This is a genomic window from Candidatus Binatia bacterium, from assembly GCA_029243485.1.
Taxonomy (GTDB): domain Bacteria; phylum Desulfobacterota; class Binatia; order UBA12015; family UBA12015; genus VGTG01.
Window position 1 is genome coordinate 79,313 of record JAQWRY010000021.1, and the last position, 19,115, is coordinate 98,427.

At 63.6% G+C, this 19,115-nt stretch carries 15 protein-coding genes and 1 pseudogene; 10 read left to right on the forward strand and 6 right to left on the reverse strand.

Features of this window, described 5'->3' with window-relative positions; genetic code table 11:
• Positions 1 to 172: 172 nt before the first annotated feature.
• Positions 173 to 1,642 carry an NAD(P)/FAD-dependent oxidoreductase gene (locus tag P8R42_07670; GenBank protein MDG2304524.1) on the reverse strand — a complete coding sequence of 490 codons (1,470 nt, stop codon included), beginning with the start codon at positions 1,640 to 1,642 and terminating at the stop codon, positions 173 to 175.
• 128 nt (positions 1,643 to 1,770) lie between these two features.
• Here P8R42_07670 and P8R42_07675 point away from each other — a divergent pair, with 128 nt between their 5' ends.
• The 3 genes from P8R42_07675 to P8R42_07685 all read left to right on the forward strand — a co-directional run bounded on the left by P8R42_07675 (position 1,771) and on the right by P8R42_07685 (position 3,811).
• A complete protein-coding gene (locus P8R42_07675) occupies positions 1,771 to 2,394 on the forward strand; it encodes a TetR/AcrR family transcriptional regulator (protein ID MDG2304525.1) in 624 nt (207 codons plus the stop codon).
• 5 nt (positions 2,395 to 2,399) lie between these two features.
• On the forward strand, positions 2,400 to 3,263 hold the full coding sequence (locus P8R42_07680) for a phytanoyl-CoA dioxygenase family protein (GenBank protein MDG2304526.1): 864 nt from the start codon (positions 2,400 to 2,402) through the stop codon (positions 3,261 to 3,263).
• Positions 3,264 to 3,409: 146 nt separating this feature from the next.
• Positions 3,410 to 3,811, forward strand: coding sequence for a DUF1330 domain-containing protein (locus P8R42_07685; protein ID MDG2304527.1), 402 nt, complete (start codon positions 3,410 to 3,412; stop codon positions 3,809 to 3,811).
• A 9-nt stretch (positions 3,812 to 3,820) separates the two neighbouring features.
• On the opposite strand, the gene P8R42_07690 is transcribed toward P8R42_07685, so the two are convergent.
• Positions 3,821 to 6,358 carry a TonB-dependent receptor gene (locus P8R42_07690; protein ID MDG2304528.1) on the reverse strand — a complete coding sequence of 846 codons (2,538 nt, stop codon included), beginning with the start codon at positions 6,356 to 6,358 and terminating at the stop codon, positions 3,821 to 3,823.
• 340 nt (positions 6,359 to 6,698) lie between these two features.
• Here P8R42_07690 and P8R42_07695 point away from each other — a divergent pair, with 340 nt between their 5' ends.
• From P8R42_07695 to P8R42_07715, 5 genes are all read left to right on the forward strand, one after another.
• Positions 6,699 to 7,022 (forward strand): hypothetical protein, encoded by a 324-nt coding sequence (locus P8R42_07695; GenBank protein ID MDG2304529.1) that lies wholly within the window; start codon positions 6,699 to 6,701, stop codon positions 7,020 to 7,022.
• A 566-nt stretch (positions 7,023 to 7,588) separates the two neighbouring features.
• Positions 7,589 to 9,943 carry a tetratricopeptide repeat protein gene (locus P8R42_07700; GenBank protein MDG2304530.1) on the forward strand — a complete coding sequence of 785 codons (2,355 nt, stop codon included), beginning with the start codon at positions 7,589 to 7,591 and terminating at the stop codon, positions 9,941 to 9,943.
• 249 nt (positions 9,944 to 10,192) lie between these two features.
• Positions 10,193 to 11,320: a right-handed parallel beta-helix repeat-containing protein gene (locus P8R42_07705; GenBank protein ID MDG2304531.1), complete on the forward strand. Its 1,128-nt coding sequence runs from the start codon at positions 10,193 to 10,195 to the stop codon at positions 11,318 to 11,320.
• Positions 11,321 to 11,479: 159 nt separating this feature from the next.
• Complete coding sequence (locus P8R42_07710) at positions 11,480 to 12,052, forward strand: hypothetical protein (GenBank protein MDG2304532.1); 573 nt, start codon at positions 11,480 to 11,482, stop codon at positions 12,050 to 12,052.
• A gap of 188 nt (positions 12,053 to 12,240) precedes the next feature.
• A complete protein-coding gene (locus P8R42_07715) occupies positions 12,241 to 13,173 on the forward strand; it encodes an acyl-CoA/acyl-ACP dehydrogenase (protein ID MDG2304533.1) in 933 nt (310 codons plus the stop codon).
• 64 nt (positions 13,174 to 13,237) lie between these two features.
• Here the strand turns inward: P8R42_07715 and P8R42_07720 are convergent, their stop codons facing one another.
• Both P8R42_07720 and P8R42_07725 read right to left on the reverse strand, forming a co-directional pair.
• Positions 13,238 to 13,930, reverse strand: coding sequence for a crotonase/enoyl-CoA hydratase family protein (locus P8R42_07720; protein ID MDG2304534.1), 693 nt, complete (start codon positions 13,928 to 13,930; stop codon positions 13,238 to 13,240).
• A gap of 354 nt (positions 13,931 to 14,284) precedes the next feature.
• On the reverse strand, positions 14,285 to 15,727 hold the full coding sequence (locus tag P8R42_07725) for an MBL fold metallo-hydrolase (GenBank protein ID MDG2304535.1): 1,443 nt from the start codon (positions 15,725 to 15,727) through the stop codon (positions 14,285 to 14,287).
• Positions 15,728 to 15,934: 207 nt separating this feature from the next.
• Between P8R42_07725 and P8R42_07730 the strand changes: the two are divergent.
• A pseudogene (locus P8R42_07730) lies at positions 15,935 to 16,039 on the forward strand (DUF3604 domain-containing protein).
• 15 nt (positions 16,040 to 16,054) lie between these two features.
• On the opposite strand, the gene P8R42_07735 reads toward P8R42_07730, so the two are convergent.
• Entirely contained in the window at positions 16,055 to 18,115 is a 2,061-nt protein-coding gene (locus P8R42_07735) for a hypothetical protein (protein ID MDG2304536.1), read from the reverse strand.
• Between the two features lie 65 nt (positions 18,116 to 18,180).
• Positions 18,181 to 18,315, reverse strand: coding sequence for a hypothetical protein (locus tag P8R42_07740; protein MDG2304537.1), 135 nt, complete (start codon positions 18,313 to 18,315; stop codon positions 18,181 to 18,183).
• A gap of 290 nt (positions 18,316 to 18,605) precedes the next feature.
• On the opposite strand from P8R42_07740, the gene P8R42_07745 reads away from it, so the two are divergent.
• Positions 18,606 to 19,049 (forward strand): hypothetical protein, encoded by a 444-nt coding sequence (locus P8R42_07745; GenBank protein ID MDG2304538.1) that lies wholly within the window; start codon positions 18,606 to 18,608, stop codon positions 19,047 to 19,049.
• Positions 19,050 to 19,115 lie beyond the last annotated feature (66 nt).

A 19,115-nucleotide genomic window follows, 5' to 3' on the forward strand; every position in this document is an offset into this window, starting at 1 on the left:
CGCGCACGGCGTCACCTCGCCGGCGCGGCTAGTCTTCGAGACAAGCAAATTGATTGAGGCTGGAGTTCATTATGATGATTTCCGCACAGGGCATATCTCATCGGGCCGGGGGCCCGAAACGCCTACCGCGCCCCGAATTCGCCAACCCGGCTCCTGAATGGGCCTGACCGGTTCAATTCAATTCGTAATCTTCGACGCGCGGCGTCGTCATCTCGTCCCGAAACCGATCGAACGTGAAGGGCCAGGCGGTCGGCAGGCCCTTCGCGTCGAGGTACCAGCTCTTGCAGCCGGTCGCCCAGATCGTAAACTTCGCCGCCTCCTTACGCTCCGCGTGAAAGCGGTCCATCGCTTCGTGGGAAGGAGCGATCTCACGGCACGCCCCAGAGCGGACCTTCTCGAGCATCCCCAGGATGTAGTCGACCTGAAGCTCGGCCACCTCGATGAGCGAGAAGTTGCCGACGGGGCCATTCGGGCCCTGCAGCATGAAGAAATTCGGGAAATCCGGGACTGAGATCGCCATGTAGGCGAACGGCCCTTCCCGCCAAACGTCGTCGAGCGCGACGCCGCCGCGTCCGGTCACCTTCATCGGTCGCACGAAGTGATCGACGTGAAAGCCGGTGGCCATGACGATCACGTCGAGCTCGTGCAGCGTGCCGTCCTCGGTCACGAGCCCCGACGGCTCGGCCCGTGCGATCGCCTCCGTGACGACCGCCGCGTTGGGTCTTTGAATCGCGTCGTAGAAGTCGTTGGACATGATGAGCCGCTTGCAGGCCGCCTGGTAGTCCGGTCGAAGCTTCTCCTTCAAAACGGGGTCCGTCACGCTGTTCTCGAGATTCGCCTCGCACGCCGCATGGATTCCCTGGATCACCGGGCTCTGCGCATCGACGAGCACATTCGCGAAGCCGTCTGTGTACGTGCGCGCGATCTCCGTCCGAACCGCCAGCATGGCATTGGGGTTTCGTCGGAACTCCGCCTTTTCCTCCTCGGTAAAGTCGGTGTTCACGACGGGAATGACCCACTGGGCGGTACGCTGAAACAGCTCGAGCTTCTCTACCTCGTCGACGAGGGCGGACACGATCTGGATGGCCGACGAGCCGGTCCCGATCACGGCGACGCGCTTCCCCTTCGTCTCGACTTCCGGATCCCAACGCGAGCTGTGGAACGCGGTTCCCTCGAAGTTCTCGAGCCCCGGGATGTCCGGGTACTTCGGGTGGTGGAGAACACCGGTCGCCGCTATGATGAAGTCGCCCGCCTCCGTCGAACCGTCGGACATTTCGAGCTGCCATCGTCCGTCCTCGAAGGCCGCGCGCGAAACCTCCTTCCCGTACTGAATCTCGCCCGCGACCCCGAACCAGTCGGCGACTCCCTCGAAGTACGCCTGGATCTCGGCCCCCGGAGAGAACTGTTTTGTCCAATCCGGATTGAGCGCGAACGAGTAGCTGTAGAAGTGCGACGGCACATCGCACGCGATCCCGGCGTAGACGTTCTCGCGCCAGGTTCCGCCGAGCCGATCGGCCTTCTCGAAGATCACGAAATCGACGCCGGCTTCCGTCAGCTTGATGGCAGCGAGAATGCCGGACATCCCGGCGCCGATGACGACGACACGAAAATCGTCGCGAGGCGCTGCGGCTTCGGAGGACATGCGGGCTCCCTTCGGCAGCCGCCATCGGCCACTTTGGTGGTTGGATCGGACATCTGTCTGATGTATCCCACAGATGTCCGGTCAGCCCCACAACGGACCGTATTTACCGAGGAAAAGACCTGGAAATCATGCCGAAAGCGCCCGCAGAGCTGCTCCAGACCTACCGCCGCGACCAGATCGTCAACGCCGCCCGCGAGGCGATCGGCGAGCACGGCTACGAGCATACCTCGATGGACCAGATCGCAAAGCACGCCGGTCTGAGCCGCAGCACGGTCTACGAGTACTTCTCTTCCAAAGAGGAGATCCTGCGCGGCAGCTTCGCCGCGCACCGCGAGCAGCTCGGCCACGAACTCGAACGCTGCCTGGGCGAGGCATCGACCACCCTCGAGCGGCTCACCGCATTCTTCGAGGTCTGCCTCGCCAGCGTCGACGAGCATCGCGAGTACTTCGTGGCGGTGGTGTTCCCCCTCTCGCTCGACGAACCGACGCGCGCGGACGGACCGGGCGGCGCGGACTTCGCAGGCGTCGTGCAGCACTTCTACGAGACCGTCGATCGGATCCTCGATGAGGGCGTAGCACGCGGCGAATTCCCAGGCCCCGTTCAGCCGACCGACCGCGCCTGCCTCGGCACACTGATCGTCGGCGCGATGGGTACGCGAGGTCGGCTCGCGGCGGCACCGCCGGCCCACGAAGCGGCGGCGCAGTTCGCCCACTTCGCACTCAACGGACTCGGGCTGTCGCCCATCGGATGAATATCATGTCGAAACGCGCGTACACGAATGAGGACGGTACCGTACTCCCCGAGGTCGTCGCCGAACGAGAAGCGGCGCTCGCGGCGGCGAACCTCACACACGGCCTCGACGAGTCGTACCTCGAGACGCTTCTCTCCTCCGTTCGAGAAGACGGCTACGTGATCCTCCCGCGCCTCCTATCCGAGGAACAGATCGAGGCCATCCGGACCGAGTCCGAACCCTACCTGCAGTACGACGGGCGAACCGAGTTCGAAGGCTACAAGACGCGGCGCATCTACTCCGTGATCGAGAAGACTCTCTCCTGCAATCCCATCATCGATCACCCCGTGGTGATGGCACTGCTCGACCGGCTCTTCCTGCCGAACTACCTTCTCTCGCAACTCCAGGTGATCAAGGTGATGCCCGGCGAGATCCAGCAACCGCTGCATCACGACGACGGCTTCTACCCGATCCCCCGACCACGGAAGCCGATCGGAGCGGCTCTGATCTGGGCGCTCGACGACTTCACCGAGAACAACGGCGCGACCCTCGTCTACCCCAAGAGCCACTTGTGGGGAGACGTCCCCTCGGCCGACATCGACCTCGAACAGATGGTCCCCGCGGTCATGCCCGCCGGGTCGGCCGTGTTTTTCGTCGGCACACTCTGGCACGGCGCGGGCCCGAACCGCACCGACAAACCCCGCCTCGCCGCGACCACGCAGTACTGTGAGCCCTGGGCTCGCCAGCAGGAGAACTACTGCCTTGCGATCTCGCGAGAGCGGGCCAAGCAGTGCAGCGAGAAGATCCAAGCGCTGCTCGGCTACAGCATGCTGTTCCCGTTCATCGGCTTTGTCGACGGACGCGACCCGGCAAGATTGCTCCGAGACTAGACCGGGCGATGCCATGGGCTGCTTCTCCTTGCGTCGAGACGCCGCGCTTCCGGCACCCGTGAGGAAGATAGATCTCCGCAATTGCTCTAGCGAGCATTGAATACCGACATGAATACTGCCAAAAGATCTCGCGAGGATAACCGCAGATGAAGATCGCCCAACTTCCCGAGCCCGAGCAGTTCAAGAAACTGATGGAAGGCCCCACCGACACCCCGGTCGTGATGCTCAACTTGCTCTCGTTCAAAGAGAACGCCGACGAAGGCAACGAGGGAATGAGCGGTCGCGAGTCCTACATGCTGTACGGCGGCAAGATGCGCGAGTACGTCGAGTCGAAGGGCGGCCGCTTCTTGTGGATCGGCACCGTCGACTCGATGGTCATCGGCGAGAGCGACGCCGACTTTCAAGTCGCCGCGCTCGTCGAGTACCCGAGCCGCAAGGCGTTCGTCGAGATCGCGTCGAGCCCGCACGTCGCGGAGATCGGTCAGGACCGCAAGAAGGGCCTGCTCGGCCAGTGGCTCATCGCCACCACCACGACCGACGCGCCGTAGTCCGACGACTCAGAAGTTGTGGCTGAGCTCCGCGCCGTAGCTCCGGGGTACGCCGAAGAGCTGCTGGGCGATGCCGAAGCTCGTCACGAGCGGAATCGTGTTCGTCTTGTAGCGCTCGTTGGCGAGATTCTGTCCCCACAGTGCGAACTGAGTGCGACCGTCGTTGAAGGCATAGCTCAGACGCGCCTGAAGGAGATTGTAGCCCGACTGTAGACCCGGAGTGAGTTCCGGTCCGAAGAAGTGGACCTTCGACTGATAGTACCAGTCGACCCGCGGCGTCAGGTAGCCGTCCATGAAATCCGTGTCGAGATCGATTGGGAACGAGTACTGCAGGGCGATGTGCGCCTGCATCTCCGGGACCCGGTTGAAGGTCTCGCCCGAGCGGTCGATCGGCTCGCCGTCGACGTCGCTGATGCCCTGGAACTCCTTGTACTCGCCCTCGAACAGACCGAGTGAGCCCTCGATGTTCATGCCTTCGATCGCATTGAGCAGGGCTTCGAACTCGAGACCCTTGGTCGTCGCCGACGCCGCGTTCAACGTCTCCTGAGCGATGTTCGGAACACCGTCGCCATCGGGGTCGCCCAGATCGCGAATGCTCACGACCTGAATGTCGTCGTAGTCGGCATAGAAGATCGACAGATTCGTCGAGAGGCGACGGTCGAAGCTCAGAGCCTTGAGACCCACCTCGTAGGAATTGAGCGTCTCGGGGTCGAACGGCTGAAGGCTCAGTTGGCCGGTAACCGGGTCCGGCAGGGGGGTCACGTTGAACCCGCCGCCGCGGAAACCTTTGGAGTAGGTGAAGTACCCCATCAGGTGATCCAAGGGGGCATCGCCCATCAGGTCTTCCGGGAGCGTCAACGAGAGCGTTCCCGTGGGCGACCAGGCGCTGAAGATGGCCGAGTCGGACTCGTTGAACGCCTCGGTGTAGCCCGCACACGTCCCGTTCGGGCCTGGCGTGCAGGCAAACCGCTCCGAGGTGACGCCCTTCTTGTCCTCGGTGTACCGGATGCCGCCGGTGATCTGCATCCAATCCAGGACGTCGTAGGAGCCCTGGGTGTAGATCGCCCACGTCCAGTTGTCGGTGAACTGCGGTGACACCTGGCGCGTGTTCAGCACATCGACGATCGCGCGGATCCCCTGCTGCGTGTGCGAGGTTTCCCAGAAGGTGAAGTAGCCGGCGACGAAGTTGAGTCGGCCATCCAATGCGGATCCGTTCACCTGCAACTCGCCCTGGAGCTGCTGTGCCTTCGTCGGACGCCCCTCGAGCGGCGCCTCGAGATCTCCGCCAGGCGGAACCGGAACCGTCGCGTTGCCGGCGGCCGACGCGTTGACCGCAGGCGACGGGGTCAGGTCGGTGTCTTGACGGCCTCCGATGGTCTGTTCGCGCCAGGAACCAATCGCCTTCACGCTGAACTCGTCGAGCCCCGGAACCGGGCCAACGTCCCAGTTCATGATACCCCAACTGCCGACGCTGAGGACGTCGTACAACTGAGGCCAGTTCGCGGAGAAGTGATACGGATCCGTTTTCTCTTTGCAGTAGTCGGCGAGCCCCGGCGTAAGGTCCTGCAGACCGGTCTCGGTCACGAAGACACACTCCCCGGCTTCTCCGTAGTTCCGCGAACGGTCCCAGTTGCCCGAGATGTCGATCGTCACGTCTTCGTGCGGGATGATGCGGAGGGACCCGAGGAACGCCATCGAGCTGCGATCGTTCCAGCCCTCATCGCGGAGCTCGTTGTACATATAGCCGGCACGGTTCTGGGATCCGAACGCGAGCCGCATGAAGACATGGTCTTCCAGAGGGCCGATGTTGATCGGAAGATTCAGCATCGCCCTCGTGTCGACGAGGTTCAGCCCATGACTGTTCGGTGCATCGATGTTGCCGGTGCGCATGAACGCATACGCCTCCAACTCCTCGCTCGGCTTCTGGGTCGTGAAGTTGACCGCACCGCCGACCGTGTTCTTTCCGAAGAGCGTCCCCTGCGGTCCGCGCAAAACTTCGATCTGGGCGACGTCGACGACGTCGAGCAGTGAGCCCTGCGCACGCGGAAGAAACACGCCGTCGACGTAAATTCCGACACCCGGGTCGAACGACGTAAGCGCACGCGGCGTGCCGACGCCGCGGATGTACACAAGAGCCTCGGTGCCCGTGGAGGAGGTCTGAAAGCTCAGGTTCGGGACTAGCTGCTGAATGTCGTCGATCCGGTTCACACCCGCTTCGCGCAGAGTCGTCTCCGACAGCGCCGTCACGGAAACCGGTGTGTCTTCGAGCAGCTCGTCGCGTTTACGGGCGGAAACCACGATCTCTTCGACCCGGGCCTGACGACGCGGGGTCTCGAAGCCCGGCGTGTTCCCGTCCGCGATCTCGTCCGCTTCCGCCTGGATGCCATCCGACTCGTTCATGGCGTCGGCACTCACGTCCGTCGGGGTCTCGATGCTCTCGAGATAATCGGACGGCGCAACGTTCTCGTCCTGCGCCAAGGCCGGACTGGCTATCAGCCAGAGCAGGGTCCCAAGAACGACGGTCAAACGATACCGGGCTTCAATCACGTTTCTCTCCTCCACGCTGGACCCGACCGAGCGCGCCCAGCCACCGCTTGCAATCACCCGGCGGCTACGATGCAGGCCGCCGGCGACACGAACCGGCCCTATTGGCACGCCGTCCAAATATGCGAAAAGCAACCGAAATTGAAGCAACGTAAGGTATTTTAACGAAAATCCGACGATGCGCCGGAATCAGCGAGGATGTCGCCTGCGCGGATGGACCGCGTGACGCTCGGCGCGCAGGTACGGGGTCCCAGGAGGCCGAGGTCCGGCTGATCACCCAGAGCGAAAGGTCAGCAGAAATCGTGCTTGGATTTTAATTAATAATCTCGTGAACTATTCACCAATGGGTTCACCAAATGATCCAAGACCGGATCCCGCGCAGCGGATCGTCCCGGCCCTGAACTGCGGCGACGCTACCGCGGCCATCGAGTTCCTCTGTCCCCCCTTCGCGTTCGAGGAGCGTTATCGACACACGGACGGCGACCGCGTCGGCGTTGCCTCTCAACTCTGCGTGTTCGCCGCCGATCTCGACGCGCACTTCGCTGAGGCGCGCGACGCCGGTGCGGCCGTGCTCGAGCCGGGCGAGAACCACGGCAGCCGCCAATACCGTGCGGTCGACCCCGAGAGCCATCGCTGGATTTTCACGCAAGCAGAGGTCGAGCCGTGAACGGAACCGCGCTCGACCAGACGCGGTCCGCCCACGCCGACCCCACGCGCCGCGGCGTCATCGACCTCTTGAGCCGTGGCCCCAAGCCCGCGTGCGCATCTACCGTCTGCGTCGAAACCCCTTCGAGAGTCTCGACTCGTGGCTCCGTCAAGTCGAGTCGTTCTGGACCAACTAACAGGACGCGTTCAAGCACCACGCCGAACGCAAGCCCCAGAGAGAGAAGCGATGAGCGCAAATTAGGTAACCGTCTGGACGATCGTCCACGTCGATCCGGGCACGGCGTTCGAAATCTTCACTGAGAACGTCGACTCCTGGTCTGGGATGACCTCGCGGACCCAAAGAAACCTGGAACTCGATCGGCGCCGAAGCCGACCGAGTCCTGCGGCCAAACTCCATGCGAAAACCGACCCCTGTCCTCGTCATGCTCATGTCCGGATCTGCGTTGTCGCTGGGCATCGCGGTTGCAGCCGGCGCATCGGACGAAACCACACGGCACCAGGGAGTCGCAGAGGAGAAGAACTGGACGGCGCTTTCTCGAGAGTCGCCGGAAGCGTAGAAGTAAGGCTATGTCGGGGCATCATAGTTCCATCTCGATCGCGGCCGCTCTGTCGCTGACTCTTCTCGTGGTCCTCCTGGGCTCTGGCGCAGGTCTCTTTCCGAGCACTCCGCAAGCTACAGCGGCCTCCCCCGCGGACGCGGAGGCCCAGGCGTTTCGGATCACCTATCCGATGGACGGCACCCTGTTCCCTCCCGAAATCGTCGCGCCGACATTCCTGTGGGCAGGCGGACCCGAGGACGTCGCATCGTGGAGCATCGTCGTCCGTGACGATTCAGGCGACGTAGTCGTGAAGGCCTCCGCAGCCGAGCCTCGGTGGCGGCCGTCCGAAGAAGAGTGGAAGCAGATCAAGGAAGGAAGCCTGGAACGCGACGCCGAGGTGACCGTGTCCGCCACAACCCGAGCGTCGGCTCGCGTGAAGATCCGCACGTCCAAGGATGCGGTCGGCGATTCTCTCTTCTACCGGGAGGTCCCGCTCCCCTTCCTCAAAGCCGTGCAGGATCCGTCCAAGATCCGCTGGCGCTTCGGAACGATCGACATGGAGGACGGTCCCCCGATCGTGCTGCAGGACCTGCCGGTATGCGGCAACTGTCACTCCTTCGCCGACGACGGGAGCGTGCTGGGCCTCGACGTCGACTACGGCAACGACAAGGGCGGCTACGGCATCATGCCCGTGTCGTCCCACATGGTGATGGACGACGAGACCATCATCACCTGGGCGGACTACAAACGAAAAGACGGCGAGGTCACCTTCGGGCTCCTCTCGCGCGTCTCACCGACGGGACGCTACGTCGTCAGTACGGTCAAAGACCGGTCGGTATTCGTCGCGCTCGACGATCTCATGATCTCGCAGCTCTTCTTCCCAATCAAAGGCATCCTGGTCGTCTACGACCGCGAGACCGAAACGTTCCTCTCGCTTCCGGGCGCCGACGACCCCGAGTACGTGCAAACCAACGCCGTATGGAGCCCCGACGGCACTGAGATCGTCTTCGCGCGCGCGAAGGCCTACCGCCCGGAGCACCTGGAGCAGAGCAACTCCGCGCTGCTCGACGAGACGGACGTCCCGGAGTTCACCGTGGACAACAAGCCATTCCGCTACGACCTCTACCGCATCCCCTTCAACGACGGGAAGGGAGGAACGGCCGTGCCTCTCACCGGAGCACACGACAACGGCATGAGCAATTACTTCCCGAAGTACTCGCCCGACGGGAAGTGGATCGTGTTCACCAAGTCCGACAACTACATGCTGCTGCGTCCCGACAGCGAGTTGTACATCGTTCCCACCGCGGGCGGCGAAGCACGGCGGTTGAAATACAACACGGCGCGCATGAACTCCTGGCATAGCTGGTCCTCGAATAGTCGCTGGCTGGTCTTCTCGTCGAAGGTGAACGGTCCGTACACGCAACTGTTTCTCACCCACATCGACGACGAAGGAAACGACACTCCGCCCGTCCTTCTGGAGCGCTTCACCTCAGCGGACCGCGCCGCGAACATTCCCGAATTCGTCGCCATCCCCGGTGATGCCATCGAGGAGATCCGCGAACAGTTCTTGGACCCGTACTCGTTCTTGCGCGCGGGCACGGCCAACCAGCGTACCGGCGACATGGCGGGTGCACAGCGCGCCTTCCGCCGCGGGCTGGAGCTCGCCCCGGGCGACGCCGAGCTTCACAACGCACTCGGGTGGAGCCTGTTCCAGGACGGGAAACCCAAGGAGGCCGCCAAAGAGTACAGGAAGGCGCTCGCGGCCGACCCGAAGCTAGCGAAGGCGCACAACAACCTGGCCCTGGTCTTGGTCGAGCTCGGCTGGCTGCCCGAGGCCGCCTCACATTTCCAGGCCTCCCTCGCAATCGAGCCGCGCTGCGAGATCTACAGCGACCTCGGATACACGTACTCCTCGATGCGTCGACACGGCGAAGCGGAAGCGGCTTACCGAAAGGGCATCGAGCTGGATCCGAACTGCTCGTCCGCACACGCGAACCTCGGGATGACGCTCACGCGAGCCGGCTCATTCGCCGAAGCCGAGTCCCACTACCGCACGGCTTTGCCCGGGAAGCCCACCGCGGAGAACTACAACGGCCTCGGATTCACTCTCGACCGGCAAGGGCGCACGGATGAAGCCATCGCCGAGTTCCAGCGGGCAATCGAAATCGATCCGCACTTCACGCCTGCCTACAACAATCTGGCCAGCTCCCTGGCGAGACAGGGAAAGCTCGACGAAGCGGTGAACTACTACCGTCGTTCGATCGCGGCGAAGCCGACCACGGCTGCCTACTACGCGCTCGGTGGCATCCTACAGACGCAGGGCAAGAAGGAAGGCGCGGCAACCCAGTTCGACAGGGCGCGAGCCCTCGCGGCGAGCAGGTAACTCCACCTGCCAATCCCTCTCGCTCTGTGAGACTCTCATTGCGTGAGAGCATGCGCCACTCCCGTACGCCGTCGACGGTTCAAACGGTCGGGCGACCGGATCGCCGACGGCAGCCGAGCGCACGGACACCTATGCGGCTCCGCAGCGGTTCTCCCTTGACTGCCCTCATACAGGGCAGATATCTCTGACCATTCTCAACTACATCTTAACGCTGCACCAAGTCCTTGGAGCAAGGCAGGAGAAGCACTCATGAGATCAGCCCGTCTGGGTTCCATCGCGGCATTCGCTCTCGGCTGCGCAGCCGCATTTGTGCCGAGCACGGCGCAGGCAGCTGCGATCACGGTCAGTCCCGGAGAGTCGATCCAGGACGCAGTTGACGCTGCAACTCCCGGCTCCACCATCATCGTCCTACCCGGCGACTACGTGGAAACTCACGGCGGCTTCGCCTCGGTGCGAATCACCAAGTCTCTGAAGCTGGTGGCGAAAAGCAAGCTGCCCGACCTGAAGGTCCGCATCCTGCCCGGCCCCGGGCAGACGAGTGGCATCCTGATTGAACCGGAGAATCCTGGTGATCCCGATGTCGAGCGCGTCACCGTCCAGGGCTTCACAGTCGAGGGCTACTCGCGGAACGGCATCTGGACGCGACACGCCAATCGGTTCCGCATCATCGGAAACGAGTTGATCAACTGCGACCACGTCGGGATCTTCCCGACGCTCTCGGCGAACGGACTGGTGAAGAAGAACCTCGCCTATGGCACGCTCGATGCGGCCCTCTGGGTCGAGGCGGCCACCAACGTTCGCGTCATCAAGAACGAGTTCCGCACCAGCCCGACCGGCCTCGAAATCTCGATCTCGACGAACATCAAGGTCAAGAAGAACCACGTGCATCACAACACGGTTGGCGTCGGCCTTTACCCCGCGAACTTCGCGTCGATCGCCTCGCCGTACACGTCGGAAGAGAACGGTGATTGGGACATCACCGGAAACTATATCCACGACAACAACTTCCCGAATCCCGTGACGGGCGGGCTCGTAGGCGCGCTCCCCGCGGGAATCGGCGTTTTGCACCTCGGGATCGATCGGGTCACCTACAGGAAGAACCAGATCCTGAACAACGACTTCCTCGGACTCGGGTTGCTCGACTACTGCTTCGTGATCGACGGCGAGACGTTCGACTGCAACAACGACCCGCCCATCCACAACCCGGCACCGGATGACAACGTGCTCATCAACAACGAGATCACCGGCAACGGCGGGAACCCGCCCAGCGGAGGAATCGGCTTCCTCGCCGCGGACGTCCTGTCAATCGGCAGCACAACCAACTGCCGGAAGAACAACTCGATTGGCTTGCTGGTCGGCGTACTCGCCCCCTGCTAATCCGCATCGTCTTCGACCGCGGGGGACGGTGCTCGGCTTTCGGCTGAGCACCGTCCCCCTGCCGCCCCACACATTCTGACCCACCGCAGGAGAACTGTTCACATGAACCTTCCCCACGTCACTTCTTGCATTGCCCTTGCGGGCCTCGTTGCTCTTCCGATGAGCGCTCATGCGTACGGCGGCGGCATCTCTTCAGGCGTTCTTGGCCCAAGCGGTTGCAACACCTGCCACACTGGCGGCACCTCGCCCGTCGTATCGCTCACCGGGCCGACGACCGTCACCGCGGGAACCACGAACGAGTATCTCCTGATCATCACGTCCCCTCCCGGCCAGCTGAGTGGTGGTCTCAGCGCCTCTTCGCTCCTCGGGGACATGTTGGTGGGCGGCTCGGAGTCGGCCCTGACACAGGTCACGGCGAGTGGTAGTGGCAACAACGACGTCACCCACCTGAGTGCGAAAGCCGGGGATGGAACGGACGTCCGCTTCAGCTTCTTCTGGGAAGCACCCGGCTCGGCCGGACCCGCAACCATCGATGCCTGGGGCAACGCCGTCGACGGGACCGGGTCCCCCACCGGCGACGCCTCAACGTTCGCGTCTCTCGCCATCACCGTCGAGGCCGGCGCGTCGCCGCTCGTCCCGGCCACGTCGCCGTGGTCCCAAGCGGGCATGATCGCGCTCCTCCTCGGAGCCGGCAGCCTGTTCGTTCTGCGCCGTCGTTCGTCGCTCTTCTAGAGCAGAGCAACCTCTCGGAAGGATCCGGTTCCTGCACGCGAGTCGCAGGGACCGGGCCTCACCGCGCGCCCGCGCCATAGTCCACGAGACTTCTTCTCGCGTCCGACCAGCCTTCTCCGCCAGTGCGTCACCGCACCGCCGGGGCTTTTGCGCACGCGTCGTGCGAAGCTACGTCCGTGGCCACATCGATGACCCTGGACAAGCTGCTCTCAACCCTGTTCGAAACCCCGGAGCCGGTCGACGGCTCGAACATGCGCCGCTTCCTAACAGCGGCGCGGGGGGCGACCGACACGCCGGATCCCTTCGAACGGCTCGTACACGTCGCCATGCGGGCGGACCGGAGAACCGCGGCGGCCGCGGCCGGACATCAGGCTGCCATCTTACGACTCTTCCCCGAGGTCCCACCGGGTGCGATCACGGCATTCTGCGTCAGCGAAGAAGGCGGGGCACGCCCCACGGCGATCCAAGCGACACTCCAAGCGCAGCCGGACGGCCGCCATCTACTTAGCGGCGAAAAAAAATGGGGCACCATGTCCCCAGACGCCGATACCCTGTTCATCGCAGCGTCCATTGGCACCGAGACCATCGACGGGCGCGAGCGGAATCAGATCCGCATGGTCGGCATCCCCGCGGACCGCTCCGGCATCCAACTGACGCCGCGCACGCACGATGGAATCGTCTCCGAGATGCGGATCGCCGACCTGAGCCTGCGCGACGTCGAGGTTCTGCCCGACGAGGTCCGAGAGGGGGACGGCTTCCAGAAGTACGTGAAGCCCTTCCGACTGATCGAAGACGTGTTCGGGAACGCCGGCACACAGATCGCCGCCTTCGGGTTCGGTCGGAGGCACGACTGGCCCCAGAACGAGCTCGAAGACCTACTGGCGCTCATCACCCAAGCCTGGGCGATCTCGCAAACCGATATGGCGGCCGCGCCTGCCGTGCTCGCAATGGCCGCCTACTTCCGCCGCTCGAACGAAGTATGGGAGTCGTTGTCGGATTCGTGGTCGCGCGCCACTCCGGCCGAGCTCGAACGCTGGCACCCCGAGGTGGGGCTTCTTCAGGTCGCGCAGAAAGCCCGTGAGATCGGCCGCGAACGGGCGTGGGGTTCGCTCCAGAAGTGATATCGAGCCGCGCTTCCGCAAGACGCCGGAGGCACGAAAGACCCAGCCGCGGCGCACCCCGGAATCAGGCGAACGCGCTCGCCATGTCTTCGGCGAGCGTGGCTTCGATCCGCTCGAGCGTCGCACCACGGACGCGCGCCCTCGTGTTCACGTAGGCGCCGCGGGGAAGCTGTGCGAGCTTCTGGGCGTGCGCGAGCGCCGTCGGGAGCAGGTCGTCGGGACCGACCACCGCATCGAGAAAGCCCGCATCGACCGCAGTGTCGGGGCCGTAGATCTCGGCCTGAATGGTCGCGCGCTGAAGATGACGCTTCGAGAGACGGTCGGCAGCGAACTCGAGCAGGAAAAGCGGCGCCGTCATCCCGATGGCAACCTCGTTGAATCCGATCTTGAAGTCTCCCGACGTCCCGATCCGTTGATCGCCGGCACAAAGGAGAACCGCTCCCATTGCCAGCGCATGTCCCGTGCACGCGAGAACGACCGGAGTCGGGTGGCGGGCTACCTGAACAGCGAGTTCCGCACCCGCGGTCACCAGCTCCCGGCCGGCATCGGCACCGGCCTTCAACACGCTGAGGTCGAACCCCGCGGAGAAGCGGCCGGGGCGACCCGTCAGAACGACGGCTCCGGCCTCATCACCCGCACGGCGAAGCGCGTCGCTGACAGAGGCGATCAGATCGGGGCTCAGGGCGTTCGCCTTACCGTCGTCCAGCCGCAGGATGGCGACGTCGCCGTCGCGCTCGCATGTAAGAGAATCGCTCATGCCCGCAAGCCTATCAGATGAATCCGGGCTCCGCGCACACGCCCTTCTTTAGTTCAGCTCGCCTCCTAGTTCAGCGGATACGTCGGTCGGAACCACGCCTCGTCGCCATTGCGAAGGAGGCCCGGCCCGATCGTGCAGCCGTTGTCGAACGCCCCAGCGAGACGGCGAAGCTACGCCCCTCTGGTTCCCCGCGATTATCGTAGCGCTCGACAACGCGTCGAACGACACCCTGATAACGACGAATCACGTCGCGGAGATTCTCCGGATCGAGCGGTGCCTAAAACGGTGTCGACTCGACCAGGTCGCAGAACATGATCGTGATCTGACGTCGCTCCGCGACATCCTCTGTCGGAGTCACCCCTGGTCAGTGACGACGACGCCCTGGGCGAGCGCGAGCTGCTCTTGCGTCTTTCGGATCCTCGAGTTCAGCCAGTCGATCTCGTAGGCGTTCCGCAATCCCTCCTTTGCGGCCTCTCGAAGTGATTTCAGGACGCCGAGCCGCGCCTCGAGGCCCGCGACATGAGCTTCGTCTGCCGCAAGCGCCACGTCGAGCAGCTGGATCGCGCGGATCGGCTTCCCTTCCGCGAACTCCAGCTGCGCTCGCTCGACCAGGGCATCCACCCCGGCGAGTTCGGCGATTGCGGCATACGAGTCGCTTGCCGGCACCGGATACAGCTCTGCGGTCGAATCGAAATGGAACCAGGTCGCGTAGTATTCCCAGATGCTCTTCACGCCCCAAGAAACACGCCCGTGGATCTGGCGCAGCTCCAGTTCCGGCGGCAGCGTGATCTCCGTCATGAGCTGATGGACGGTCTTCCCGGCGTTCATCCCTTTGACCGTCTCGTCGTGCACGTACTGGACCGCGTCGCGCATGCGGACCAGGTCCGCCCGGATCTTGTCGCGACCTTCGATCGGATTGTTGTGACTCGGGATGATGATCTCGGGTTCGAGTGCGATGATCCGGTCGAGCGACGCGATGTACTCGATCGGCTTGCGAACCTTCTCACCGCGCATCGTGAAGATGTTCGGGAACTGCGGGAAGAGCGGGCCGAAGAAGTCGCCACTCAACAACACCTTCGACTGAGGCAACCACAAACAGATATTGTCGGCGCCCTCGGCACCCGGCGTCGGCAGAACTTCGAACCGAACCCCACCCTGCTCAAACACGAACGGCTCGTCGCCGACAACGATCGTCGGCTCGACTCCGCCGTACGAGATCAGCGGAATGTTCGGTAGCTCCTCGGGGATGAACGGAAACAGCGTGCGATTCCGCGCGTGGAAGTACGGCTCTAACTGCTTCAGGTAACGCTGCTCCTCCTCGAACTCGCGATGCGCAACGATCTCCGTGTCGCTACTGGTCCAGAAGGGGGTCCCGCCTTCGTGATCCGCATGGGAGTGACTGACGATTACGTGCGTCACCGGTCGGTCGGGAACGATCTCCTCGAGAACACGCCGCTGCTTCGCCGCCTGGATCGAGAGGCCCGTGTCGAAGATGACGTTACCTTCGTCCGTCGAAATCAACTGCACGTTCCCCACGCCCCGCGCCTGGTAGACGTTGTCGGTGAGCTGGCGCGCCTCGATCGGAACATTGATCAAGTCGGCCGCACGCTCCATCTCACCGGACTCCGAGACCAGACCCTCGAGTCTCTCCTGAGCGATGTTGCCTACGGCCTCCCCGGCGCGAAGCTTCGCCTCAGTGCGAAGATCGTCTGACAGCAAGAAGAGAGCCGCCACTGCGGCGAGGACTGCGAGGACTGCGCCCAAGAGGACCCCTGTTCGCGACTTGTTTTGACTCATGCACCCTCCGGAGCGGCCTCGCGGGAATCCAACCGCCGTCTCGGTTCAAATATAAGCCACTCGCCTCAACTGAAAGAATGCCCGTCATGCCCGAAAGGCCGACGGTTTCGCCTCTTAGTCCCCCGAACTTCCGAGTATCGCAACCAGCGCGTGGGTCAACGATCGAATGAAACCTCGCGATCTTTCGCGTATCGCTTAAGCCGCCTCTGGACCGCGTTTGAGGCCAAGAGCTTCGACGTGACCATGCCCGATGAAGTCTCGATGACCACACAGGGGCGCGCGTACTCCTCGCCGATCCGGTACACGCCGTAGTCCGGATCTTCCGCCTCACATGTAGTAGCGCCAGTCGAACGTGAACCGGAGGCCGAACGACCACACCGTCTGCAGGTCTACAGTCTCGCCCCCTTGGGGGAGCACCACGCTGACGTTCGACGGCACGTCCGCGCCGACAAAGAGCTGGAACAAGAGCTGCGAGCTCTGATCGCTCGAGAAGGATCGGTAGGGGCGATATTCAGCGATCGGCAAGTCGAAGAGCGTCGAGTCGTAGTCCAACAGGGTATCCACCCCGGAATCGATCAGACCGCCGGGAGCCGCGAGGCGGTCCGAGTCGCCCAAGATACCGTAGAAGTTCACTCCGAGTTCGCGTCCCAGCACGAACTGAAATCGCCCAACCCGAGTGGCCATTCCCTGTTGCCAGGGGATGAAGCCACCGTTGCCCGCCGTGACCGCCATCTTCGTGTAGACGTCGGGCGCAACGAAGAGGAGCGGCGACATCAGCAACAGGTCACCGGGAATGAGAAAGAACGGCATGCGGAATCGAGTCGCCAACCCAATTCGTGACGGGATCGTCGCGCTGATGCTCCCAAAATCCTTCGTAGCCTCGCTGTCGGAGAGCGACGAACTGGAAGCCGTATCCGCCCGCAACCCGACCTGCGCGAACACGAGGCCATCACCGGATTCACCGATCACGCCGTCGAGACCCAACCCGGCGCGCGCCGCGATGTCGAGGCCGCCTATCGCGCCCGATTGCTCGCCGGGAACGAAACCGCCCGAGACAGCACGAGCGTCGATCGCAGCGGCGAGACCGACGAACGGCCCGATCTCCGCGCGAAACCTGGGCAACGCGCCCAACCCAGCGCCGAGTCCGGGCACGGCCGTCGGCAACAGGATCTCGTAAACCGACTCACTGACGTCGCTCCCCCGAGCCTGGCCCGGGGGAGCCGCCGGCATCGTGTCACTCTTGCACACATCGAACGCTTCAACGCTCATCGGAATCTCGCGCGTGAGTTCGAAGTCGACCGCATGCTCGTTGCCGGCCGCCGTGTCCAGGACCTGGTTGAGGCTCTTTACGATCGCTTCGGCGGCAAGCTCCGCATCCTGCGGTCGCATACGTGCATCGCCCATCAGGACGACGCCTGATTTCTGACGCCCCCACGTGAAGGCCTCGAGTCCAACCTCGTTGTAGTAGTCGTGCGTCCCCTTGCGTTGCGACGCGTCGCCCCAGGTACCGGCCACGTGCCCGGCGGCGAACATGTCCTCGAGGAAGTGCAGACCGAACGCCTCGTCGATGAGCATCGCGCGGGCATAGGCCTTCCGTTGCTCCAGCGTGAGCCCGCCCTGCGCAATTCGCCTGGCCTTCTCCAACGCGCGCATGTGGTACCAGGCGTACACACCCATCGCGTTGATCTCGGAATCCGCGGCAAGCGTAATCTTGCTGTAGGGGACGGCCTCGGTATCGACGCTCGGGCGCGCGAGCAGAAAGTGCGCGTTGTTCGCCCCCGCGCGTGTGGCGTACTCGGGGTCCGCGTTCTGCAACCGCGTATCCGCGGTGCGCAAGGCGTTGGTCCGCTCTGCGCGAACCGCCTCGCTCGCCATCCGACGCTGAAAGTCACTCAACGGCCCCGTCGAGACGTCCTGCTGGTCCACCGGCACCGACACCTCGACCTGCGCGAGATCCTTCTTGAGTTGAGCCGACACGTCGGCGACCTCGAGGATCCACTCCGACTCGAGTACGGTTTCCAGCGCATCTGCGGCCGAGCACGAGTGATCCCCCGCAATCGCGGAGAACGCGGCCCAATCGATACAGGTCGGCGTGGTCGACTGTTCCCGATCGGCGCCCTGCGCACAAAGCCGCGTGGTGCCCGAGCGCGCTTCCTCCCAGAAGGTGTCGAAGACCTCCCGTCGCTCGGGGTCCAGGGTTTCGACGCTCAGGAGCGCGATGTCGCGGTGCTCGGGGTAAACCCAAGCCGAGGCGGGCGACCCCGATAGCACCGAGACGCTCGCTACGAGCAAGAAGACCGCAGAGACGAAACGACGTCGCGAAGCGCACCGCCGCAAGCGGCTCGCAAAAATCAACGCCTCGACGGAACGAACTCGGTAGACCCACATGGCGTAACCCCCTCGGTGAGTCGGCATACCTCCATCGTGAGGGATGGGACAAACGACGGACGGGGTCACGGCTCGGTTCTTGACGTCGAAAGATCCTCCTGCACGTGCCCCGCGACCGCCTCGATGAGCACTTCGCGCGGGAAGTCGTTCTCGTCCGCGCCGAGGTCGGCGATCCACGAGTGCGAGCGGGCGATCGGCAATGCGATCGCAAGATGGTCCGCATTGAGAAAACCGAGAAGCGCGCAGCCCCGGGATGATCTGATCGTAGAAGATTAGCTGGCCGTCGTTGCGTGGATCGACCTGACTGAGCTCTTCATACGCGCCCTCGGGGCAATTGGAGATCCGATCGGGTTTCGGGAACGAAACGAGTGAGTAGTAGCGAATGTCTTCGGGCAAGGGGTGTTCAGCGAGCCATCGCTGGCGCCGTTTTGGCTTGAGGCTGTCCAAGGCCTCCAGAATGTCGACGATTGCTTTGGAATGACCGATCAAGATGAGGCCGCCCTTCCCCTGCAGGTCCTCGCGCGACACGAGCGCGTCACGGATCATCGCGGCGTTCTTCTCGCTGCTCGAAAGCCCGTTCACGCGAATCTCGGTCAGCTTGAAGCCGTCCCGGGCGACGTACCTCGGGGATCCGGACGGGAGGCTCGAGGAAGCTCTTTATGCAGCTCCCACCGAGGCCGAGAACAGCGACGAAAGTGGCCTCGCCCGAATCCCGGTCCAGATCGACCGGCCGTCCCGTTCCCGGGGGCTCGAAAGCAACTTCCGTCAATGCCTCATCGCACGGGCGATGGTCCGCAAAGGGCTCTCCGCGAGCTTCGTTCACCGCACAGAAGATCTCGCGGAAGCGCGCCACGGGAGACCACCGAGCCTGCCCTCGGACGGGAATGCGGCCCTGAGGGCCCGATCGGCCGACATGCGCTCTGCCGAGTTGTAGCGAACCGCCCCTTTCAAGCTATGGTTGAGCCCGTCCGATCCGGAGCAGCCGCGGCAGTAAGCGCCG